The sequence below is a fragment of the Microbacterium sp. NPDC055903 genome (assembly GCF_053615555.1).
The window spans coordinates 887,745-909,008 of record NZ_JBSHCA010000001.1 but is presented as its reverse complement, the minus strand read 5'-3'; the positions used below and the strand labels follow the sequence as shown (position 1 = coordinate 909,008).

19 protein-coding genes are annotated in these 21,264 nt (G+C 69.4%); 11 read left to right on the top strand and 8 right to left on the bottom strand.

All coding sequences use genetic code 11. The annotated features are described in order from the left end of the window. Window positions 1-1,143, top strand: a complete 1,143-nt coding sequence (locus ACWGJP_RS04130; protein WP_452328481.1) for an ROK family transcriptional regulator — start codon at window positions 1-3, stop codon at window positions 1,141-1,143. 125 nt (window positions 1,144-1,268) lie between these two features. Next, window positions 1,269-3,503: an alpha-xylosidase gene (gene yicI / locus ACWGJP_RS04125; RefSeq protein WP_452328480.1), complete on the top strand. Its 2,235-nt coding sequence runs from the start codon at window positions 1,269-1,271 to the stop codon at window positions 3,501-3,503. A 158-nt stretch (window positions 3,504-3,661) separates the two neighbouring features. Here the strand turns inward: yicI and ACWGJP_RS04120 are convergent, their stop codons facing one another. After that, window positions 3,662-3,850 carry a DUF3073 domain-containing protein gene (locus ACWGJP_RS04120; protein ID WP_452329490.1) on the bottom strand — a complete coding sequence of 63 codons (189 nt, stop codon included), beginning with the start codon at window positions 3,848-3,850 and terminating at the stop codon, window positions 3,662-3,664. A gap of 145 nt (window positions 3,851-3,995) precedes the next feature. On the opposite strand from ACWGJP_RS04120, the gene ACWGJP_RS04115 reads away from it, so the two are divergent. After that, complete coding sequence (locus ACWGJP_RS04115; RefSeq protein WP_452328479.1) at window positions 3,996-4,538, top strand: universal stress protein; 543 nt, start codon at window positions 3,996-3,998, stop codon at window positions 4,536-4,538. 185 nt (window positions 4,539-4,723) lie between these two features. On the opposite strand, the gene ACWGJP_RS04110 is transcribed toward ACWGJP_RS04115, so the two are convergent. Further along, entirely contained in the window at window positions 4,724-5,341 is a 618-nt protein-coding gene (locus ACWGJP_RS04110) for a PadR family transcriptional regulator (RefSeq protein ID WP_452328478.1), read from the bottom strand. After that, window positions 5,338-6,177, bottom strand: a complete 840-nt coding sequence (locus ACWGJP_RS04105) for a DUF4097 family beta strand repeat-containing protein (protein ID WP_452328477.1) — start codon at window positions 6,175-6,177, stop codon at window positions 5,338-5,340. Before ACWGJP_RS04105 ends, ACWGJP_RS04110 begins: the two co-directional genes overlap by 4 nt. Window positions 6,178-6,335: 158 nt before the next feature. Between ACWGJP_RS04105 and ACWGJP_RS04100 the strand changes: the two genes are divergently transcribed. From ACWGJP_RS04100 to ACWGJP_RS04090, 3 genes are all read left to right on the top strand, one after another. Continuing rightward, a complete protein-coding gene (locus ACWGJP_RS04100; RefSeq protein WP_452328476.1) occupies window positions 6,336-7,127 on the top strand; it encodes a MerR family transcriptional regulator in 792 nt (263 codons plus the stop codon). A 141-nt stretch (window positions 7,128-7,268) separates the two neighbouring features. Further along, window positions 7,269-7,634: a hypothetical protein gene (locus ACWGJP_RS04095; protein ID WP_452328475.1), complete on the top strand. Its 366-nt coding sequence runs from the start codon at window positions 7,269-7,271 to the stop codon at window positions 7,632-7,634. A gap of 4 nt (window positions 7,635-7,638) precedes the next feature. Beyond that, a complete protein-coding gene (locus tag ACWGJP_RS04090; protein WP_452328474.1) occupies window positions 7,639-8,454 on the top strand; it encodes a nitroreductase family protein in 816 nt (271 codons plus the stop codon). Between the two features lies 1 nt (window position 8,455). Here the strand turns inward: ACWGJP_RS04090 and ACWGJP_RS04085 are convergent, their stop codons facing one another. Beyond that, window positions 8,456-9,967: an FAD-dependent oxidoreductase gene (locus ACWGJP_RS04085; protein ID WP_452328473.1), complete on the bottom strand. Its 1,512-nt coding sequence runs from the start codon at window positions 9,965-9,967 to the stop codon at window positions 8,456-8,458. Between the two features lie 121 nt (window positions 9,968-10,088). Between ACWGJP_RS04085 and ACWGJP_RS04080 the strand changes: the two genes are divergently transcribed. The 3 genes from ACWGJP_RS04080 to ACWGJP_RS04070 all read left to right on the top strand — a co-directional run bounded on the left by ACWGJP_RS04080 (window position 10,089) and on the right by ACWGJP_RS04070 (window position 14,503). Next, entirely contained in the window at window positions 10,089-10,523 is a 435-nt protein-coding gene (locus ACWGJP_RS04080; protein WP_452328472.1) for a fluoride efflux transporter FluC, read from the top strand. Beyond that, window positions 10,520-10,879 carry a fluoride efflux transporter FluC gene (locus ACWGJP_RS04075; protein ID WP_452328471.1) on the top strand — a complete coding sequence of 120 codons (360 nt, stop codon included), beginning with the start codon at window positions 10,520-10,522 and terminating at the stop codon, window positions 10,877-10,879. The genes ACWGJP_RS04080 and ACWGJP_RS04075 overlap by 4 nt, the downstream gene beginning before the upstream one ends. 87 nt (window positions 10,880-10,966) lie before the next feature. Next, window positions 10,967-14,503 carry an efflux RND transporter permease subunit gene (locus ACWGJP_RS04070; protein ID WP_452328470.1) on the top strand — a complete coding sequence of 1,179 codons (3,537 nt, stop codon included), beginning with the start codon at window positions 10,967-10,969 and terminating at the stop codon, window positions 14,501-14,503. Between the two features lie 95 nt (window positions 14,504-14,598). Here the strand turns inward: ACWGJP_RS04070 and ACWGJP_RS04065 are convergent, their stop codons facing one another. Next, window positions 14,599-15,495 (bottom strand): aldose 1-epimerase family protein, encoded by an 897-nt coding sequence (locus tag ACWGJP_RS04065; protein WP_452328469.1) that lies wholly within the window; start codon window positions 15,493-15,495, stop codon window positions 14,599-14,601. A gap of 235 nt (window positions 15,496-15,730) precedes the next feature. Between ACWGJP_RS04065 and ACWGJP_RS04060 the strand changes: the two genes are divergently transcribed. Further along, complete coding sequence (locus ACWGJP_RS04060; protein WP_452328468.1) at window positions 15,731-17,761, top strand: DEAD/DEAH box helicase; 2,031 nt, start codon at window positions 15,731-15,733, stop codon at window positions 17,759-17,761. A 163-nt stretch (window positions 17,762-17,924) separates the two neighbouring features. Here the strand turns inward: ACWGJP_RS04060 and ald are convergent, their stop codons facing one another. Beyond that, window positions 17,925-19,013 (bottom strand): alanine dehydrogenase, encoded by a 1,089-nt coding sequence (gene ald / locus ACWGJP_RS04055; protein ID WP_452328467.1) that lies wholly within the window; start codon window positions 19,011-19,013, stop codon window positions 17,925-17,927. A 105-nt stretch (window positions 19,014-19,118) separates the two neighbouring features. Here ald and ACWGJP_RS04050 point away from each other — a divergent pair, with 105 nt between their 5' ends. Continuing rightward, window positions 19,119-19,595 carry an Lrp/AsnC family transcriptional regulator gene (locus tag ACWGJP_RS04050; protein WP_452328466.1) on the top strand — a complete coding sequence of 159 codons (477 nt, stop codon included), beginning with the start codon at window positions 19,119-19,121 and terminating at the stop codon, window positions 19,593-19,595. 3 nt (window positions 19,596-19,598) lie between these two features. Here ACWGJP_RS04050 and ACWGJP_RS04045 read toward each other — a convergent pair whose 3' ends face one another. Continuing rightward, window positions 19,599-20,138 carry a YaeQ family protein gene (locus tag ACWGJP_RS04045; protein ID WP_452328465.1) on the bottom strand — a complete coding sequence of 180 codons (540 nt, stop codon included), beginning with the start codon at window positions 20,136-20,138 and terminating at the stop codon, window positions 19,599-19,601. Between the two features lie 16 nt (window positions 20,139-20,154). After that, window positions 20,155-21,198, bottom strand: coding sequence for an Rv2578c family radical SAM protein (locus ACWGJP_RS04040; RefSeq protein ID WP_452328464.1), 1,044 nt, complete (start codon window positions 21,196-21,198; stop codon window positions 20,155-20,157). Window positions 21,199-21,264 lie beyond the last annotated feature (66 nt).

Below are 21,264 nucleotides of genomic sequence, written 5' to 3'. Positions count from 1 at the left end.
GTGTCCGTCTCGTCGCCGGTGTCAGGTCCCTGGCCTGGTGTGCCGGACACCGAGCGCAGGGTGCTGCGTGAGCTTCTTCTCCGCGGCGAGCAGTCGAGGGTGGACATCGCCGAGCGACTGGGTCTTTCCAGGACGAGTCTGACGCGCATCACCCGCGGGCTCATCGACGCGGGCCTCATCATCGAGGGCGCCCTGCGCATCTCCGGTGCGCGCGGGCGCCCTGCGGAGATGCTGCATCTGCGTCCGGACGCCGCGCACTTCGTCGGCGTGAAGCTGACGGCGGACATGATGTACCTCGTCGTCACCGATCTCGGCGCGCGCGTGGTCGCACGCGCCGAGCGCCCTCTGCCGAGCCGTGACGTGGGCGATGTCGTCTCCCTCATCGCCGATTCCATCCCGACCGGCGAGGTGAAGGGCATCGTCGGCATCGGCGTCGCGCTCGCCGGTGACGTGACCGATGAGCCGGAGGGCGTCCTCGTCCGCGAATCGCCCTTCCTCGGGTGGGCGAGCGTGCGGCTCGCCGACCTGGTCACGGCGGCGACGGGACTGCCCGCAGCGATCGTGAACGACATGCACGCGCTGGCCGGTGCCCATCACTGGTTCGGTACGGGTGCCAGACATCGCTCCCTCGTGGTCTTCGGCGTCGGAGCCGGCATCGGCTCAGGAGTGGTCGTCGGCGGCGAGCTGTATCTCGGAGCGCAGGGGCGCGCCGGCCGGGTAGGACACACGCGCGTGGGGGGCCAGGGTCTCCGGTGCGGCAACGGGCACGTCGACTGCGTGCACAGCTTCGTCACGATGCCCGCCATCACTCACAACGCCGGGGTGGCCCTCGACGCCTATCCCGACCTCCTCGAGCGGGCGCAGTCCGGAGAGCCGACGGCGGTTGCAGCCTTCTCCGACGCGGCACGCGCGCTGGGCGCAGCCGTGGCGGATGCCGTGAACGCGTTCGACCCTGAGGTCGTCGCGGTGATGGGCGAAGGCGCCGACATGTTCGACATCGCGCCCGAGTCGCTGCGCGGGTCGTTGGCGGAGTACCTCGAAGAGGGCGATCCGGAGAACATCGAGCTCCAGCGTCCGCCGTTCGAGTTCGGGCTCTACGCCCGCGGTGCGGCGGTGGCCGCCATGCGGAGGCTGCTCGCCTGACGCGTTTCCGCGCCCGGATCGCGGGTTCGGCTCGCGTCGGAGCATCCTCGTCTGTATATTGTTTCATGAGTTGACAAAATGGTGACGGTGCCGCTCAGCGGTCCGCGCCGGCGGACAGGAGTGTGATGAAGTTCACCGACGGGTTCTGGCAGCTGCGGCCAGGCGTATCGACGCTGTATGCGCAGGAGGCGTACGACATCGAAAGGGTCGACGACTCGATCGACGGGGAGGCGCTGGTCGTCACCGCGCCGACGGCGGTGATCGGCCGCCGAGGGGACACCTTGAACCGTGCGGTCTTCACGGTGACGCTGTCCTCGCCGCTGGAGGGCGTCGTGCGCGTGCGCGTCGCCCATCACGAAGGCGGCCCCTGGCACGGCGGCTTCGCCGTGGAGGGCACCGAGGGGGGCGCCGGTGCGGCCACCGTGACCGCAGAGGGCGGCAGTCTCGTCACCGGCGGGCTGACGGCGCGCATCGCGCCGGGTGCGCCGTGGGACCTCTCCTTCGAGGTCGACGGGCGGCGGGTCACCGGCAGCGGACGGAAGGCCCAGGGATACGTGCGGCTCGACGGGGACGCGCAGGTCGACCCCGGCATCGTCAACCCGGCACCGGCCGGCGTCCGCGCGCCGCGCGCTGACACCTTCGTCCACGAGCAGCTGGATCTCGGTGTCGGCGAGCTCATCTACGGGCTCGGTGAGCGCTTCGGCCCGCTGACCAAGAACGGCCAGACCATCGACGTCTGGAACGCCGATGGAGGCACCTCCAGCGAGCAGGCGTACAAGAACGTGCCGTTCTACCTCTCCAACCGCGGCTACGGCGTGCTCGTGAACGACTCGGGTCATGTCTCGTTCGAGGTCGGCTCGGAGTCGGTCGAGCGCGTGCAGTTCTCGGTGACCGGTGAGGTGCTGGAGTACTTCGTGATCGCCGGGCCGACGCCCAAGGACGTCGTCTCCCGGTACACGGCGCTGACCGGTCGACCGCCGATCGTGCCGGCCTGGTCGTACGGCCTCTGGCTGTCCACGAGCTTCACCACCGACTACGACGAGGAGACGGTCAACTCCTTCGTCGATGAGATGGCTGCCCGTGAGCTCCCCGTCTCGGTCTTCCACTTCGACTGCTTCTGGATGCGCGAGTTCAACTGGTGCGACTTCGAGTGGGATCCGCGCACGTTCCCCGACCCGGACGGGATGCTGGAGCGCCTGCACGCCAAGGACCTGCGCATCTGCGTGTGGATCAACCCGTACATTGGCCAGCGCTCGCGTCTGTTCGCCGAGGCCGCTGAGAACGGCTACCTCGTCAAGCGCCCGGACGGCTCGGTCTGGCAGTGGGACATGTGGCAGGCGGGCATGGGTCTCGTCGACTTCACCAACCCCGCCGCCGTGGAGTGGTACCAGGGCCACCTGCGACGCCTGATCGATCAGGGCGTGGACTGCTTCAAGACCGACTTCGGCGAGCGGATCCCCCTCGAGGTGGAGTACTTCGACGGATCCGACCCGTCGCGCATGCACAACCTGTACACCCACCTGTTCAACCGTGCAGTCCACGACGTCCTCGTCGAGAAGCGCGGCGAGGGCGACGCCGTGCTCTTCGCGCGGTCGGCGACTGCGGGAGGGCAGTCGATGCCCGTGCACTGGGGCGGCGACTCGACCTCGACGTTCCCGTCGATGGCGGAGACGCTCCGCGGCGGCCTCTCGCTCGCGATGTCCGGTTTCGCGTTCTGGAGTCATGACATCGGCGGCTTCGAGGGCACGCCCGATCCCGCGGTGTACAAGCGATGGACGGCGTTCGGTCTGCTCGGCAGCCACTCGCGGTTCCACGGCTCGCAGTCGTATCGCGTGCCGTGGGCGTTCGATGAGGAGGCGGTCGAGGTCACCCGTGTCTTCACCCACCTGAAGATGCGTCTGATGCCCTACCTCTTCCAGGTCGGTGTGGACGCCGCGCGCACGGGCGTTCCGCTCATGCGCCCGATGCTCCTGGAGTTCCCGGAGGACCCGGCGGCGGCGCACCTGGATCGGCAGTACATGCTCGGCCCCGACCTGCTCGTCGCCCCCGTGCTCTCGGCGGACGGCACGGTCGAGTTCTACCTGCCGGAGGGCACCTGGACCAGCCTGATCACCGGCGAGCACGTGACGGGCGGGCGCTGGGTGCGCGAGACCCATGGATTCACGAGCCTGCCGCTGTACGTGCGCCCCGGCGCCGTCCTGCCGTGGGGGGCGCGCACCGACCGCCCGGACTACGACTACGTCGACGGTCTCGCGCTGCGGGTCTTCCCCGGTGGTGAGGGGACCGCCGAGCTGACGGTCACCACGCCGGACGGAACGGCGCACTCGTATACCGTCGACCGCGCCGCGGTCACCGAGTGAGGCGCTGAGCTCAGCAGGGATGCGCGGGTCCGACGGTCACGTCGGGGCCCGCGCATCCGCGTCCGGTGTGGTCTCCCGTGCGCGCGGCGGGCGGTCAGGCGGTACGACGATGACCCCGCTGCCGAAGCAGCGGGGTCATAGAAGCGCGAACTCGGGCCTCAGGCCTTTTCGAGTTCGTCCTCGTCTTCATCCGCGTACTGGTCGGCCCACTTGTCGACGTAGGCGTCCTCAGACTCCTCCGGGTGCCCGAGCTCGCGCTGCAGCGACGAGAAGTTCACGTCCGGACTGTAGGACTTGAGTTCGCGGGCGATCTTTGTGTGCTTCGCCTTCTGACGGCCACGGCCCATGCGCGAGACCCCCTCACGATCTAAGCTGCGGGCGCCGAGCCCGCGCATTCACGACACCGGCTGACGGCCGGTAAGAGTAGCATTCAGGATAGCACGGAGGCCAGAGCGACAGGCCGTCGCCGGCCCCATGAAGGGAGCGATCGACATGTCAGATGCACCAGCAGGCCGATCCGAGGAAGCGGTTCAGAACAGCGAACTGCTCTCCGCCGTCATCGTCGGGATGCAGCCCGACCAGTCCCCGCGGGTCCTGCAGGAGGCGATCCGCTACGCCACGCTGCTCGGGGCTCCGCTCGTCGTCGTGCACGTCGATGTCACGCGTTTCGTGACGTACGAGGACCCCGACGGCTACGTGCACTCCTCGCCGATCGACATGAACGTCGACGCGGGGGCCGCGGAGTTCGAGAAGGTGCAGGCGGATGCCTCCGCAGCGCTCGAGGCGACCGGGCTCACCTGGACCGCCCGGCAGCTCGTGGGTGACCCTGCACTGGCGATCAAGCAGCTCGCCGGCAAGCTCGACGCCCAGCTCATCGTCATCGGAACCCGCAAGCGGGGCATCGGCGAGTCCATCAGGGAGTTCTTCACCGGCTCGGTGGCCGCGCGTCTCGCGCACCGGCAGCACCGCTCGATCCTCGTCGTCCCGCTGGAGGAGCCGGTGCCGGACGATCAGCCCGAGATCTGGGTGGAGTGAGCGCAGCCGCTCCCTTCGAAGGGCCTCGCTCGCTGAGCCTGTCGAAGCGCTTCGTCAAGGCATTCCCTTCGACAGGCTCAGGGAACTGAGACGACAGGCTCAGGGAACTGAGCAGACAGGCTCAGGGAACTGAGACGACGGGCTCAGGGAACCGAGCTCGCTGAGCCCGTCGAAGCGCGCCCTCCTCAGTCGGACAGCGCCCGCGTGACGGCCTTGGCCGCCGCGTTCAAGGCATCCTCGAGCTCGCTCACGACGCCGGCGGGCAGGGTGCGCCCGAGGGCCACATGCGTGCGCAGGTCGGTGCGCACCTTCGCGCGGAACGCATTGATGACGGCATCCGCCCTGTGCACCTCCTCGCGGCTCGTCGCGCGGTCGTCCGCTTCCGCGGTGCGAGGCCGTGAGGATGCGGAGGACCGCTCCTCCTTGGCCGCGGCGGCGAGATCGGCCCTGAGACTCTTCATGGCCTCCTGCACGCTCTGGCGCACCTCGTTGGCGATGAGCCGCACCGAGTCGGTGAGACCGGACTCGATGCCGGCGAGGTCGTTCTCCCTGCTCGCGAGCTCGGCGCGGCCGGCATCTGTGATCGCGTAGATCGTGGTCCGGCCGTCCGCGGTCTTGGTGACCAGACCCTCCTCCTCGAGCTTGGCGAGGCGCGGGTAGATCGTGCCGGCGCTCGGCGTATAGGTGCCGCCCGTTCGATCGGTCAGGGCCTGGATGATCCCGTAGCCGTGCTGGGGCGACTCGGCGAGCAGCGAGAGAAGGTAGAGGCGCAGGTCGCCGTGGGAGAAGACGGCCGGGGTCATGCTTCCCACTCCTCGTCGTCGGCGACCGTCCGCACCGGCTGGCGCAGCACGGTGATGCCTCCGGAGACGGAGTTGACCCTGACGTCGACGAAGCTGCCGGCGAGCTCGCCGGCGGAGCCGGTGTACGAGGTCGGCCCCGAGGATCCGCGCTCGACGCCGTCGATCTGCACGCGGCCGCTCATCGAGCGCATGACGTAGTTGGCGGGAAGGGTCTCGTCGAGGCGGATCGTGCTCTTGCCCGACACCGTGTTGAGGTTGATGGTGTTGGCGTTGCCGCTGACGTCCACCCACACGGCGCCGGAGACCGTGTCGATGGTCGTCTTGCGCAGCGAGCCGGTCGCGGCGACGTCTCCGGAGACGCTGTTGGCGGTCAGGGAGCCGGTGAGCTGGCGGATCTGCACGTCGCCGGAGACGGCGTTCACGGACAGATCGCCCGTGTGGGTGTCGACGATGATGTCGCCGGACACGGTGTTGAGCCTGGCATCGGTCGTGAGCCCGGAGACGAGAGCGCCGGCGCTGACGACGCCGAGGGTGAGGGCGATGTCGCGCGGGACGGCGACGCTGATCTCGGCCTTGGGGCCGCCGGAGCCAAAGTTGCGGAACACCTCGAGGAAGTTGTCCCAGCTCAGCTGCGGGTGGTCGATCTCGATCTGCGTTCCATCGGACTCGATGCGCAGATCCTTCACGGTCACGCCGTGCACTTCGACGCGGATGCCCGGCTCGTCATGGGCGATGACGTCCACCTGTCCGCCGACGAGGCCGATCTTGATCCTGGACGCCTGGGCGACGTCGATGACACGTTCCTCGCCGGGGGCGATGAGCCACTTCTCCGTCATGTTCTTCTCCTGGTTCGGCGATATCGAGATATATCGCGATGAGACGAGAGTAACACGATATATCTCGAATCGTCACGAACTTTCTCGCAGAATCAGCTTGACATTGACGTTGCGTCAACTTCTACCGTGGAGAACAGCACAAGGAAGGAGGTCGCATCATGACGGCGACGGACTGGTCGATCCAGGAGATCGCGCGGCTGGCGGGAACCACGAGCCGGACCCTTCGTCATTACGACGACATCGGTCTGCTCGCGCCGAGCCGCATCGCGGGCAACGGCTATCGCCACTATGACGAGCGCGCCCTCGTGCGGCTGCAGCGCATCCTGCTGCTGCGCGGCCTCGGTCTCGGTCTTCCGCAGATCGCAGAACTCCTGCGCGATGCGGACGCAGGGCCGCCGGCAGAGGCATCCGCCCTCGAGACGCACCTCGCCCTGCTGCACGAGGAGCAGACGAGGCTCGCGCGGCAGGTCGCGGCAGTGGAATCCACCATCAGAGCATTGAGAGGAGGTGAGGAGATCATGGCAGAGAAGATGTTCGACGGCTTCGACCACACCCAGCACAGGGAGGAGGTCGAGCAGCGCTGGGGTCGCAAGGCCTACGCCGACGGAGACCGCTGGTGGCGGTCGATGACGGATGCGGAGCGATCCGACTGGCAGCGGATCGTCGCCGATCTCGGGCGCGACTGGATCGCGGCCGCGGAGAGCGGCATCGATCCGGCGTCCGAGAAGGCGCAGGAGCTCGCCGCGCGTCACGTGCGGTGGCTCACCGGCATCCCGGGGACGCCGGCCGCGCAGCCCGGCGGGGACACCAAGGGCTACGTGATCGGACTCGGCGAGATGTACGTCGCTGATCCGCGCTTCGGCGCGAACTATGCGACATCGGCCGGCGGAACGGCCGGCGCGGAGTTCGTCCGCGACGCGCTGCGCGTCTACGCAGAGGCGCAGCTCTGACCCGGAACGGGTGAGCGAGAGCGCGAACGGGAGGAGAACGCACGATACGGAGGAGGCTCCGGCCGTGCGGGCTCCTCCCGTTCGTGCGTTCTCCTCCGCAGCGGATGCCGGATGCCGGATGCCGGGGCGTAGTGTCGACCCATGGGACGGAGCGATTCCCCCTCTGCGCTGTTCGCCGCCGCCGCGGCCGGCTACGGTGCGAACTGCGCGCTCGGCGGCGCCGTCGCTCTGCGCCTCATCGACACCCGACGCTTCCGCTGGGTGCATCACGCGCTGTACATCCTCACGTGCACGCTCGTCGGCGCAGCCCTCGTCGCCGGGTGGGCCCGGCGATCGCATCCGACCGACCGTCGCGCCGCGCTGGCGCTGGCCCCGGCCGTTGTGCCGCTCGCGGTGATCCCGTTCGCGGGGACGCGGGGACGCAGGCATCCGCTCATCGCCCTCGCCGCGGCGCCGTTCGTCGTCGCCGCCCTGATCCTCTCCCACCGCTCGACCGACCGGAAGTGATCGCATGGAACTGCTGGACGCCATCCGTCGCCGCAAGACCACCAACGGGCCGTTCCTGCCCGACCCCGTCTCCGAGGAGCACCAGCGCATCCTGCTGGAGGCCGCGGGCAGAGCGCCGTCGCAGCTGAACAGCCAGCCATGGCGCTTCGTCGTGATCGAGAGCCGCGACACCATCGAGGAGATCGCTCGCATCTCCGGCGAGAGCATGACCGAGGCGATGTCCAACGGCACCTTCTTCGAGCGGTACAAGCCCTACTTCCGATTCAGCCAGGCCGAGATGGACGAGAAGCGCAGCGGGATGCTCTTCGACAAGCTCCCCGCGCCGCTGCGTCCCTTCACCGGGCAGGTGTTCACCCGGCGCGGCCAGGCCCTCATGAACGCGTTCGGGGTGCCGAAGACGCTCGGCGCGGAGAACCGCCGGCTCGTCGCCGGCTCGCCGCTCCTGCTCGGCGTGATGCTCGATCGCAGCGAGTACCGGCCCGGTCAGCTCTCGTCCTTCTACTCCCTGTTCAGCATGGGGGCGGCCATGGAGAACGTCTGGCTGACGACGGGAGAGCTCGGGATGGGCATCCAGTTCATCTCGTTCCCGATGGAGGTCCCCGGCCGATGGGAGGAGATCGTCCGGCTCCTGCGCGTTCCGGACGAACTCGAGCTCATGGCCGTGTACCGGCTCGGATACCTCCCGCCGGAGCAGCGCCGCCCGGCGATCGACTGGACGAGCAGTCAGCGCCGGCTGACCTCGCAGTACGTGTTCCGCGAGACCTGCGAGAGCCCGCAGACGGGCTGGGACGAGCCGCTGGGCGGGTCGACGGCTCGCTGAATCAGGCGAGGCGCTCCAGATCCCGCACCGCGGGGCCTTCGATGCGAGTTCCGTCCGGCGCGAAGCGGGATGCGTGCAGAGGGCAGTCCCACGTGCATTCGGCGTCGTTCCAGGAGACCACCCCGCCCAGGTGGCTGCACCGGCCATCGATCGCCGTGGTGACGCCGTCGACGGTCGAGACCGCGACCGCCCTGCCCGCCCGGTTCGCGATCACGCCACGGCCTTCGGCGGGCCTCGGCACGGGGACCGGCCGCACCTCGGCACCGGCCCAGCCGACGGCCATCCACCGCGCCGTGCGGAGCCCTTCGGCCGCGCCCCTGACGAGATCGGCAGGGCGGGTCATCCTGGTTCCGATGGCGCCCATCCATCCCGGACGGCTCCGGCGCGGCGTGCCGAGGATCTCGGCCGTCAGGCGGAGCGCTGCCGCGGGGGCGTTCGAGAGTCCCCACTTCGCATAGCCGGTGGCGAAGCGGATGCGCCCCAGCCCGCGGGGGAGCGCCCCGACGAAGGGGATGAGGTTGTGCGACTCGTAGTCCTGCGCCGACCAGCGGCTCACCTCGACGGCATCCGGGAAGTGCCGACGGGTCCACGCGACGAGTTCGTCGAGGCCGGCGCGCTCGCCGGAGGAGCGGCCGACCGGATGACCGGCGCCGCCGACGACGAGATCCGCCTCCTGAGCCGGGCCGTCGCCGTACGAGACGGGGCGGATCGACCGGGTCGGGTCGTCCACGGAGAGGAACATGCCCCTCGGTGGATCGGCGGGGATGCGGAAGGCGATGCACGAGGAGCGCAGCCCCCGCGTCTTCGCGAACGTCAGACCGCGATCCACGATCGCCGTTCCGGTGGCCAGCACGATCCGGCGTCCGTGGATCGGGCCGAGCGCGGTCTCCACACGCGGATCGCGCGCGGAGCGGATGCCGTGCGCGCGCACGCCCGTGTGCAGCGTCGCGCCCGCGTCCACCGCGGCGGCCGCCAGCGCACAGACGACCTGCATCGGATCGATGGCGACCTGCTGATCGAGGGCGACGGCGGCGGCGACAGGGAAGGGCACGTCCAGGGCTCCTGGCGCCGGCATCCTCGTCGCAAGACCGGCCTCTCTGGCGGCCGCGTGCTGCCGGTGCACGGCGTCGATGCCCCCGGCGCCCTGCGCGTAGGCGTGATCGGTGCGTCTCGTGTACGGGATGCCGGCGCTGTCGGCGAACCCCGTCAGCCATTCGGCGCCGTCGCGGTTCGCGTCGACGTAGGCGCGCACGAGGGCGGCGGGGTGGTGCCGGCGGATGGCTGCGAGCCGATCGCCCTGCAGCAGGGAGAGCTTGCCCGTGTTGCCGCCCGAGGCGAGCGCTCCCAGCTCGCCGGCGTCGATGACAGCGACGTCCATGCCGGCCCTGGCGAGCGTCAGCGCCGTGGAGAGCCCGGTCAGCCCGGCCCCGACGACCACCGCCTCGTGTCGTGCACCCGGCTCGAACGGCGTTCCGAGGGGCGAGGCGGCATGGAGTCTCCATAGCGATGTCATGACCGCAGTCAACGACACGAGCCCTGGGCCGCCCACGGCCTTGACATCCGTGCCGGGGTCGAGGAGCCGTGGCGACCGCATCACCGGGATCGGCTATCGAACTCCGGTCTAGGGTGAGAGCGTGACCCTCCGCCGCCTGCTCCTCGTCGCACTCGGCGGGATGCTGGGCACGGCGGCCAGACTCGGGGTGGCCCTCCTCATACCTGACGTCGGGGGCATCCCTGCCTCGGTCCTCCTCGTGAACGTCGTGGGGGCGTTCCTCATCGGTGTGCTCGCGGGGAGGCTGCCCCTCGACGGGCTCGGGGAGCGGGGGGAGGACGGGCTCGGGGAGCGGGGGGAGGACCTGCTCGGGGAGCGGGGGAAGGACCTGCGCGTCTTCCTCGGCACCGGCGTCCTCGGCGGGTTCACGACCTACAGCGCCTTCGCCGTCGGCTCGGTGCAGCTGTGGAGCGGGATGCCGCTGCTCGCCGTCCTCTTCGCGGCGGCGAGCCTCGTCCTCGGCATCCTCGCCGCTTTCGCGGGCATGCGCCTGGCCGTGCCGCGGAGGCGCGCATGAGCCCGCTGATCCTCCTGCTCGCCTCCGTAGCCGGCGGGGCGGGTGCCGCCCTGAGGTATCTCGTCGACGTCGGGGTCACGCACGCGCTCGGCAAGAGATTCCCCTGGGGGATCCTGGTGGTGAACGTCACAGGGTCCTTCGCGCTCGGGGTTCTCACCGCCTCATTGCCGGATGCCCTGTTCGTGCTAGGGGCCGGGCTTCTCGGCGGGTACACCACCTTCAGCACGGCGATGCTCGACAGCCTCGGGCTCTGGCAGACCGAGCGGCGCACGTCCGCGCTGCTGCATCTCGCCGGGACCTTCGCCGCCTCGGCCTTGGCGGCGCTCGCGGGCCTCGCGGTGGGCTCCGTCTTCTGATGAGGACGCTCACAGGTTCCTGTATGCCCCCTGTGGAATACTGACCTCGCATCCCTGTTTGCGCACTTCCCACCGAAGGTCTTGCTCTTGTCGAAGCTCGCCATCCTCAGTCTGCGCAATCGCGCGCTCATCGCCCTCGTCACGATCGTGGCCGCCGTGTTCGGAGGGCTCGCGCTCACGAACCTCAAGCAGGAGCTCATCCCGACGCTCGAACTGCCGGCGCTCATCGTCATGTCGAGCTACCCCGGCGCCTCGCCGGATGTCGTGGAGAACGACATCTCGACGCCCATCGAGACGGCCATCCAGGGCGTTCCCGGCCTCGAGAGCACGACGGCGACGAGCACGACCAACGCCTCCATCGTGCAGGCCACCTTCGCCTACGGCGAGAACCTCGCGACCGCAGAGCAGAAGATGCAGCAGGCGATCAACCGGATCTCCTCCCAGCTCCCCGACGCCGTCGAGCCTCAGGTGCTCTCGGTGTCGCTCGATGATCTGCCGGTGATCCAGGTGGCCGTCACCGGATTCGACGACGCCCAGGCGGCGCAGGTCGACCTGGAGAACATCGCGGTGCCGGAGCTGGAGGACATCGACGGCGTCAACGCCGCCGAGATCGTCGGCGGCGTCGGACAGCGCGTGACGATCACGCCCGATGTCGAGGAGCTGGCGGCAGCAGGCCTCGGCACGCAGGCCATCTCGGATGCCCTGGAGCAGAACGGCACGCTGTTCCCCGGCGGCGACATCACCGAGAACGGCGACACGCTCACGGTGCAGACCGGTGTGAAGCTCTCCTCGGTCGACGACCTCGCCGCGCTCCCACTCGTGGGCACCGACCTCACCATCGGCGACGTCGCGACCGTCGCGCAGACCGCCGACCCGATCTCGTCGATCTCGCGCGTGGACGGCGAGGACGCCATCACGCTGTCCATCACGAAGCTGCCGTCCGCGAACACGGTCGAGGTCTCGGACGGCGTCACCGCCGCGCTCGACGAGATCAGGGACGCGCTCCCGGACGCCACCTTCACCGTCGTCTTCGACCAGGCGCCGTTCATCGTGCAGTCGATCGAGACGCTCGCGACGGAGGGGCTGCTCGGCCTCGCCTTCGCCGTCCTCGTCATCCTGCTGTTCCTGCTGTCCGTTCGGTCGACCCTCGTGACGGCGATCTCGATCCCCACCAGCGTGCTGGTGACCTTCATCGGTCTTCAGGCGTTCGGCTACTCGCTGAACATCCTCACCCTCGGCGCGCTCACGATCGCCATCGGACGCGTCGTCGACGACTCCATCGTCGTCATCGAGAACATCAAGCGGCACTACGTCGGCGGGGCCGACAAGGGCGAAGCGATCCGGCTCGCGGTGCGCGAGGTGGCGGGTGCCGTCACGGCATCCACCATCACCACCGTCGCCGTCTTCCTGCCGATCGTCTTCGTCGGCGACATGGTCGGTGAGCTGTTCCGCCCGTTCGCGATGACCGTGACGATCGCCATGGCCGCATCGCTGCTCGTCTCGCTGACGATCGTCCCGGTGCTCGCGTACTGGTTCCTGCGTCCTGGCAAGGAGCTGACCGACGCGAACGGCGCGGTCATCGACCCCGAGCACCCGGATGCTCCTCCCACCTGGCTCCAGCGCGCGTACCGCCCGATCCTCAGCTGGACGCTCAAGCACTCCGTCGTGACGGTGCTCCTCTCCGTGCTCGTGCTCGGCCTGACGGGCCTCGCCGCACCGCTGATGAAGATCAACTTCCTCGGCGACTCAGGGCAGAACACCATGACCGTCACCCAGGACCTCGGCTCCTCCGCGAGCCTGGAGACCAAGGACGCCGCCGCGCAGAAGGTCGAGGAGGTGCTCGCCGATATCGACGGCATCGAGCACGTGCAGGTCTCGATCGGCTCCAGCGGATCATCGCTGCGTGACGCCTTCTCCGGCGGCGCCGGCGTCACGTACTCGATCATGACCTCGGACGACGTCGACCAGGAGACTCTGCGCACGGACGTGCAGGATGCCGTCGACGAGCTCGAGGACGTCGGCGAGATCAGCGTGTCCGGAGCGGCCGGCTTCGGCTCGACCGACATCGAGATCACCGTCTCGGCTCCGTCCTCGGATGCTCTGCAGGAGGCGACGGATGCCGTCGTCGCCGAGCTCGACGGACGAGACGGCATCTCCGAGGTGAGCGACAACCTCGCCGCGGCGCAGCCGTACATCGCCGTCGTGGTGGACAGGGCCGCCGCTGCAGAGCGCGGGCTCAGCGAGGTCGCCGTCGGCTCGATGGTCTCCTCGGCGATGCAGCCTCAGCAGGCCGGCAGCCTCGAGCTCGACGACACCGCGCTGACCGTGTACATCGCCGATGAGAGCTCTCCCGCGACCGTGCAGGAGCTCAAGGAGCTCGCGATCCCGACCGCGCTCGGCATCATCGAGCTGCAGGACATCGCCGAGGTCGAGCAGCGCGACGGCCCCACCTCGATCACCACGGAGCAGGGACGCCGCACCGCCACCGTGACGGTGCCGCCGGCATCCGACGATCTGACCGCGGCGACCGCATCGGTGACCGAGGCGCTGGACGCCGTCGACCTGCCGGACGGCGCCTCGGCTGAGGTCGGCGGTGTCGCCTCGCAGCAGGCCGACTCGTTCTCGCAGCTGGGTCTCGCGATGCTCGCCGCGATCCTCATCGTCTATGTCGTGATGGTGGCCACCTTCAAGTCGCTGCGTCAGCCGCTGCTGCTGCTCGTCTCGGTGCCGTTCGCCGCGACGGGAGCGATCCTGCTGCAGGTCGCGACCGGCGTGCCGCTCGGTGTGGCCTCCCTCATCGGTGTGCTGATGCTCATCGGCATCGTCGTGACGAACGCCATCGTGCTCATCGACCTGGTGAACCAGTACCGCGAGAAGGGGCTGTCGACCGCCGCGGCCGTGATGACCGGTGGTGAGAAGCGTCTGCGCCCGATCCTCATGACGGCGCTCGCGACGATCCTCGCGCTCACGCCGATGGCCCTGGGCATCACCGGTCACGGCGGGTTCATCTCGCAGCCGCTCGCGATCGTGGTCATCGGCGGTCTCGTCTCCTCGACGGTGCTCACCCTCATCGTGCTCCCGACGCTGTACAACCTCGTCGAGGGTGCGAAGGAGCGGCGCGCGGCACGGCGTGCCGCACGCGACGAGGGCGACGGCTCTGACGGCGGATCGACCGGAGGCGCGCCGCAGGGCGATGCCCCGGCCGGTACCGGTGCCGCCGCGTTCGCCGCCGTGGGTGCGGGCGCCGGCGCTGCCGCGACGGGTGGTGAGCCCGTGGCATCCGCGCCGACCGCGGTAGCAGGGCCCGCAACCGCGACGCAGGCCGACGTCGCTTCGGAGGCCGCGGATGCTCCGGCGGACGCCGCTGCCTCGCAAGCGGCAGAGTCGCCGCGCGAGCCGGAGCCGACAGCGGTGCGGGCCGATGGCGTCTACATCCCGGCTCCGAGCACTTCATCTGCGACGTTGGCCGCCGTTGCGGCATCCGCTGCATCTGCTGCTGCGGCAGCTGCAGCCGCCGCGGCGGCCGCGACCGCCATGGTGGCGGAGCAGAACGAGCACGCCCTTACCCGCAGGGAGCTTCGTGAGCGCCAGGCGGGTCTCCCGCCGGCGAACCCCGTCGACTGACGCCCGGCTCGCCGCTGGCGCGTGTGGGCTTTCGGGATCGGCTCTGCCCCGGAACGAGCGTGCTCAGGGGCAGAACCGATCCTGCGTCGGCATGCTCAGCCGAGTTCGATGCCCCAGTGCAGGGTCCACGTCTCGCCGGGCAGCAGCCGGCGGATGCCGAGGCCGCTGTTCAGAGCATCCGCCGGTGCCGTCATCGGCTCGATGGCGACGGCGAGCTCCTGACCGGGGTACCCCTGGGTGGTGTACACCTGGACGAAGTCGAAGCCCTCGCCCTGCCAGAGCGTCACGGTGCGTCCATCCGGAGCGGACAGCGTGTGCCGGATACGGCCGTCATCATCGCGGACGAGGTCGGTGAAGCCCGTGTCCAGCACGATGTCGCCGAGCCGCACGCCCGCACGCAGCGCGGCGGGCGCCGCGGACGTGCCGGTCGGAAGCATCCGCTCGTCGGTCTCGAACTGCGTCTCGGCCGGGATCGTCAGGACGAGCTCGCGCGGGTCGACATCGTCGATCGTGACGAAGGGATGGGTGCCGAGGGCGACGGGAGCGGCAGCATCCGTGCGGTTCTCCAGGGTGTGCTCGACGGCGACGCCGCCGTCGGTGAGCGTATAGGTGACCGAGGTCGCGATCTCGTACGGCCAGCCGGTCTGGGGGACGATCGTCGCGCGCAGCGTCGCGGATGCCTCCGTCTGGGTGACCTCGTAGGCGCTGAACCGCAGCAGACCGTGGCTGGCGTTGTTGAGCTTGGGCTCCGTGATCGAGAGCGTGCGAGAGGTGCCGTCGTCGTCCCACTCCCCGTCGCGGACGCGGTTCGGCCAGGGCGCGAGGACCACGCCGGAGCACGACGGCGTCGGCTCGGAGAGCGGGTACGGGGGGACGAGGCCGACGCCGCCGACGGTGAGGGAGCGCAGCGATGCTCCGACCTGCGCGATCTGTGCCGAGACGGCGCCGCGCTGCAGGTGGATCTGATGGCCGGTGGGGGAGAGAGAAGTCACCTCGACATCGTACGGGGGTCTCTCTCAGGGTGTGCGGGTATCCTGGAGGGGTCGGCTTCGGACAGCCGCGCACAGGCGCGGGCGTTTTTGTTGTGAAGTGTGAGTCCAGGGGCCGATGGTGAGCGTCGATCGACGCGCATGAACCATCACATGAATGGCCCCGGCCGACGGATGTCCGGATCGGTCTGCGCGCGCAGACGGCTGTTCTCGTGCAGAGAACCAGAAGGACACACCCATGCCCAAGAACCACAAGCCCAAGGGCGGTCGCCCCTCGGCGAACTTCGAGCCGCGATACGCGAAGAAGACGAGCTTCCACGACCGCCACAACAACGGCGGTCGTCCCTCACGGTCGGATGCCGAGGGCGAGCGCTCCTCGTACCGGCCGTCCGGGCCGGGCAGCAAGAGCCCGAACCATCGCGGCTACCGCCCCGCCGAGGGTGCTGACGGCGGCGCGCCCAAGCGCCGCTGGACCGCGCAGGAGCGCGCAGGACGCGACGAGGCCAGGGCCATCCGCGGCCGCGCCGAGTCCGGCCGTCGTGAGGCCCCGCACCACCGCGATGAGCGCAGCGGATCGACGGAGCGCGCCCGCTACAACGGCGGTGAGCGCCGGTTCACGTCCGATCGTCCGCGTCGGGACTTCGGCGGCGACCGTCCGCGGTACAACGATGACCGTCCGCGTCGGGACTTCGGCAACGACCGCGGTGGCGACCGTCCCCGCTACAACGACGACCGTCCGCGTCGGGACTTCGGTGGCGACCATCCGCGGTACAACGATGACCGTCCCCGTCGGGACTTCAACAGTGACCGCGGCAACGACCGTCCGCGTCGGGACTTCGGCGGCGACCGTCCGCGGTACAACGATGACCGTCCCCGTCGGGACTTCAACAGCGACCGCGGCAACGACCGTCCGCGTCGGGACTTCGGCAACGATCGTCCCCGTCGCGATGACCGTCGCACCGAGCACCGTCCCGGCCGTGACAACTGGAATGCGAAGGCGCCGTCGTCCTTCGAACCCACCGAGGACGTCGTCCACGAGCGGCTCGAGGCCAAGGCCGTTCAGGCGACCGAGGTCGCCGATGTGACCTTCGCCGACCTCGGTCTCGGCTCCAACATCACGGAGACGCTGGCCAACATGGGCGCGGCGACCCCGTTCCCGATCCAGGCCGCGAGCATCCCCGCAGTGCTCGAGGGACGAGACGTCCTCGGCCGCGGACGCACCGGCTCCGGCAAGACGATCGCCTTCGGTGCGCCGCTCGTGGAGAGCATCCTGACGTCGCAGGCAGGCAAGAAGCGGGAGTTCGGCCGCTCGCCGCGCGCTATCATCCTCGCTCCGACGCGCGAGCTGGCGCTGCAGATCGACCGCACGATCCAGCCGATCGCGCGCAGCGTCGGCCTGTTCACCACGCAGATCTACGGCGGTGTGCCGCAGGCCCGCCAGGTGGGCGCGCTCAAGAAGGGCGTCGACATCGTCATCGGCACGCCTGGTCGTATCGAGGACCTCATCAACCAGGGCAAGCTCGACCTCTCGGACTGCCGCATCGCCGTCCTCGATGAGGCGGACCACATGTGCGAGCTCGGCTTCGTCGAGCCCGTGCAGCGGATCCTCCGTCACACGAAGGAGGGCAGCCAGAAGCTGCTCTTCTCTGCCACGCTCGACCGCGAGGTCGCTGCGCTCGTCGACGAGTTCCTCGTGGACCCGGCCGTGTTCGAGGTCGCGGGCGAGGACCAGAGCTCGGGGACCATCGAGCACCGTGTGCTCGTGATCGAGCACCGCGACAAGGCCGATGTGCTCACCTCGCTCGTCGACCGCGACGGTCAGACCCTCGTCTTCGCGCGCACCCGTGCATACGCCGAGATGCTCGCGGAGCAGTTCGAGGATGCCGGCATCTCGGCGGTCTCGCTGCACGGCGACCTCAACCAGGCCAAGCGCACCCGCAACCTCGCCCGCCTCACGAGCGGCAAGGCGCAGGTACTCGTCGCCACGGACGTCGCTGCCCGCGGCATCCACGTCGACGACATCGACCTGGTCGTGCAGGCGGACGCGCCCGACGAGTACAAGACGTACATGCACCGTTCCGGTCGCACGGGGCGCGCCGGCCGTTCGGGTCGTGTCGTGACGCTGATCACCCGTCAGCGCCAGCGCCGCATGTCGGAGCTGCTGGATCGTGCCGAGATCGAGGCGCCGTTCGAGCAGGTCCGCCCCGGCGACGAGCTGATCGAGGAGATCGCCGGTCGCGTCCCGACGGCGGACGAGATCACCGCGTAACCCGCAGCATCCGCTCTTATCCGGTGCCCCATGTGGTCGCTTCCTCTCCGGGGAGGCGACCACATGGGGCACCGGTGGCATAGGGAGGCGGCGAGAGGGGGTACCGGAGTGGCGTGCACGCGACCGTACGGGGCAGCCGCCCGACCGCCTGCCCGATCAGAGGTCAGGAAGCGGGGATGCCCAGGGCATCCCCGACCGCGCGGGAGCGCAACTCGCCGCCACGCGTCGACAGGCCGGCCGCGAGCTCGGGATGCCTGGTGAACGCCGCGTCCGTGCCGAGGTCGGCGAGCGCCGTCGCGTACGGGATCGTCGCATTGGTGAGCGCCTGGGTCGACGTGCGCGGGACGGCCCCCGGCATGTTGGCCACGCAGTAGTACAGCGAGCCTTCGACGGGGAAGGTCGGCTCGTCGTGCGTCGTCGGGCGGGAGCCCTCGAAGCATCCGCCCTGGTCGATCGCGATGTCGACGAGCACCGAGCCCGGCGCCATCGCCGCGACCATGTCCACGGTGACGAGCTTCGGCGCCGCCGCGCCGGGGATCAGCACGGACCCGATCACGAGGTCCGCGCGGGTGAGCTCCTCCGCGATCGTGTAGGCGTTGGAGCGCAGCGTCTTGATACGACCGCCGTAGACGGCGTCGATCTGGCGCAGCCGCGGGATGGACACGTCGAGCACCGTGACGTCGGCGTTCATGCCGAGCGCCATGCGGGCCGCGGACTCGCCGGCGACGCCGGCTCCGATGACGACGACGTTCGCCTTCGGGGTGCCTGGCACGCCACCGAGGAGCACACCGCGGCCACCGCGTCCCTTCATCAGCTCAGCGCCGCCCACCTGGATCGACAGCCGACCGGCCACCTCGCTCATCGGGGCGAGCAGCGGCAGCGAGCGGTCGGGCAGCTGCACGGTCTCGTAAGCGATCGCCGTGGTGCCCGAGGCGAGCAGGGCGTCGGTGAGGGGGCGGTCCGCGGCCAGGTGCAGATAGGTGAAGAGGGTCTGGTCGGCGCGCAGTCGGGGGTACTCGACGGCGATCGGCTCCTTGACCTTGATCACGAGGTCCGCGCCCCATGCGCCGTCGACGTCGGTGACCACGGCACCGGCCGCCGCGTAGAGGGCATCCGGATATCCGCTGCCCTCGCCCGCGCCCGCCTGTATACGAACCTCATGCCCGTGATGGACGAGCTCCAGAGCCCCGGCCGGGGTGAGCCCGACTCGGAACTCGTTGTTCTTGACCTCTGTGGGAACGCCGATCAACATGGGATGATCATCGAAGACAAGCCGCCCTTTCGGGAGGAAATCCGCAGAATCTGCGGGAAGAACTCTCTGGATCGAAGATAAGGCGCAGAGCGGGAGTGTTTCGACGTGGCCACCGAAAATCCTTCAGTTGCTGAGATCGACGAGATCGACCGGCGCATCATCGCCCTGCTGCGCCGCGACGGCAGGATGTCGAATGCGGCACTGGCCGAGGCCGCCGGCGTCGCCGCCTCGACGTGCCTGGCGCGGGTCAGAGGCCTGCGCGAACGCGGGGTGATCACCGGCTTCGCCGCGCATGTCGACCATCGCGCGCTGGGCCTGGGGCTGGAGGCGCTGATCGGGGTGCGCATCAGGGCGGGGGCCCGGCATCAGATGGCCTCTTTCATGACCGAGCTGGCGCAGGTGCCGGGGGTCGTGCAGGTGTTCTTCCTCGGCGGCGACGAGGACTTCCTCGTGCACGTCGCGGTGCGCGACTCGGATGCCGTGCGCGAGTTCGTGCTCGATCACCTCAGCGCTCATCCCGCCGTGGCCGGAACCCGCACCAGCCTGATCCTCGATCACGAGGTGCCGGCGCCCTCGCTCTGAGCGTCAGTCGATGCGGTGCTCGTGGACCGCGCTCGACAGTGCCGTTCCGTTGAGGTCGAGGTAGAGCTGCGACTCCGTGACGGTGAGCGTCATCTCGTTGCGGCGCTCCAGCTGCCGCGTCCCCTCGTCGATGAATCCGGGGTCGAATCCGTAGACCCTGATCGCCTCCGCATCGTGGATGCGCTTGCCCTCCCATGCGGCGATCACCTTCGTCGGGTCGCGGTGGGTGTACACCACGGTGCGATCCGCGAGTCGGCTGCCGTAGTGCATCCGCTCGGCATCTGGGGCGCCGATCTCGATCCAGCCGGTCGTGCGGCCTGTGAGATCGCGGACGACGACCGCCGGTTCGTCGGTGGACGAGAGCCCTTCGCTGAAGGTGATCCCCTCGGTGTACTCGAGGCAGTACGCCAGCACCCTGGTCAGCATGTAGGCGTCGGTCTCCGAGGGATGCTTCGCCGCGCGGAGCGTCAGCTCTTCGTAGACCCCGCGATCCGTGTCTGCCAGGTTCACCGTGAAGGTGTGGATCGTCGCGCCTATCGCCATGCTCCGAGCCTACGCGTCAGAACAGCGTCGCCTGGGCCGGGGAGGGTGCGGTCGACATCCGAACGGGCGGCGCGGGCCTGCGTCGCATCGGCAGCTCGTCGTCCGAGCGGGCGTCCAGGCCGTGCACGCGGATGAGCGGCCGGACGCGTTTCGCGAGCCACTGCCGATAGGCCTTCGGCGCCTCGGAAGCGGCCCCGGGGTAGAGGCCGCGGTACGACGACAGGAGCTCCGGATGCTCGCGCTCCAGCCACCCCAGGAACCACGGCTTGACGCCCGGTCGCAGATGGAGCGCGCCGTAGATCGCGGTGTCGGCGCCCGCCTCCTTGATGCGCCTCAGCGCGGTGTCGATCGCCTCCACCGAGTCGGTGAGGTGCGGCAGGATCGGCATGAGGAAGACGCTCACCCTGAATCCGGCGTCGGAGAGCGCCCTGACCGTGTCCAGCCGCGCCTGCGTGGAGGGCGTGCCTGGCTCGATGGAGTGCTGCAGCGCCTCGTCGTACATGGCGATCGACATCTGCACGTCGACGGGCACGGATCGAGCCGCCTCGACGAGCAGCGGGATGTCGCGTCGGATCAGCGTGCCCTTGGTCAGGATCGAGAAGGGTGTGCCGGAGTCGGCGAGGGCGCGGATGATGCCGGGCATGAGCCGATACCGCCCCTCGGCGCGCTGGTAGGGATCGGTGTTCGTGCCGAGCGCCACGAGCTCATGCCGCCAGCTGCCGCGGCGCAGCTCCTTCTCGAGCACCTCTACGATGTTCGTCTTGACGACGATCTGGGAGTCGAAGTCGCCTCCGCCGTCGAGATCGAGGTACTCGTGCGTGCCCCTCGCGAAGCAGTATATGCACGCATGACTGCATCCGCGATAGGGGTTGATCGTCCAGCCGAACGGCATCCGTGATCCGCCGGGGACGCTGTTCAAGGCCGACTTCGCCAGCACCTCGTGGAAGGTCATCCCCGCGAACTCGGGTGTCGTCGCGGAGCGGACGATGCCGCTCCGGCTCTCCATTCCTGGCAGCGCGGCATCGTCCACGTCATCGATCGTCTGCCCTTGCCACCGCATCTCTTCATTAGAACAAAGAAACGATGACTCTGCAATCCAGTTTCGGCGAAAGCTTCGATTCGAGTG

Bases quoted from the DNA above. Each gene is read 5' to 3' on its own strand.
- ald (WP_452328467.1), bottom strand. From the start codon at position 19,013: ATGTTGATCGGCGTTCCCACAGAGGTCAAGAACAACGAGTTCCGAGTC.
- ACWGJP_RS04090 (WP_452328474.1), top strand. From the start codon at position 7,639: ATGGAACTGCTGGACGCCATCCGTCGCCGCAAGACCACCAACGGGCCG.
- ACWGJP_RS04060 (WP_452328468.1), top strand. From the start codon at position 15,731: ATGCCCAAGAACCACAAGCCCAAGGGCGGTCGCCCCTCGGCGAACTTC.
- ACWGJP_RS04120 (WP_452329490.1), bottom strand. From the start codon at position 3,850: ATGGGCCGTGGCCGTCAGAAGGCGAAGCACACAAAGATCGCCCGCGAA.
- yicI (WP_452328480.1), top strand. From the start codon at position 1,269: ATGAAGTTCACCGACGGGTTCTGGCAGCTGCGGCCAGGCGTATCGACG.
- ACWGJP_RS04115 (WP_452328479.1), top strand. From the start codon at position 3,996: ATGTCAGATGCACCAGCAGGCCGATCCGAGGAAGCGGTTCAGAACAGC.
- ACWGJP_RS04105 (WP_452328477.1), bottom strand. From the start codon at position 6,177: ATGACGGAGAAGTGGCTCATCGCCCCCGGCGAGGAACGTGTCATCGAC.
- ACWGJP_RS04095 (WP_452328475.1), top strand. From the start codon at position 7,269: ATGGGACGGAGCGATTCCCCCTCTGCGCTGTTCGCCGCCGCCGCGGCC.
- ACWGJP_RS04085 (WP_452328473.1), bottom strand. From the start codon at position 9,967: ATGACATCGCTATGGAGACTCCATGCCGCCTCGCCCCTCGGAACGCCG.
- ACWGJP_RS04110 (WP_452328478.1), bottom strand. From the start codon at position 5,341: ATGACCCCGGCCGTCTTCTCCCACGGCGACCTGCGCCTCTACCTTCTC.
- ACWGJP_RS04075 (WP_452328471.1), top strand. From the start codon at position 10,520: ATGAGCCCGCTGATCCTCCTGCTCGCCTCCGTAGCCGGCGGGGCGGGT.
- ACWGJP_RS04045 (WP_452328465.1), bottom strand. From the start codon at position 20,138: ATGGCGATAGGCGCGACGATCCACACCTTCACGGTGAACCTGGCAGAC.
- ACWGJP_RS04040 (WP_452328464.1), bottom strand. From the start codon at position 21,198: ATGCGGTGGCAAGGGCAGACGATCGATGACGTGGACGATGCCGCGCTG.
- ACWGJP_RS04100 (WP_452328476.1), top strand. From the start codon at position 6,336: ATGACGGCGACGGACTGGTCGATCCAGGAGATCGCGCGGCTGGCGGGA.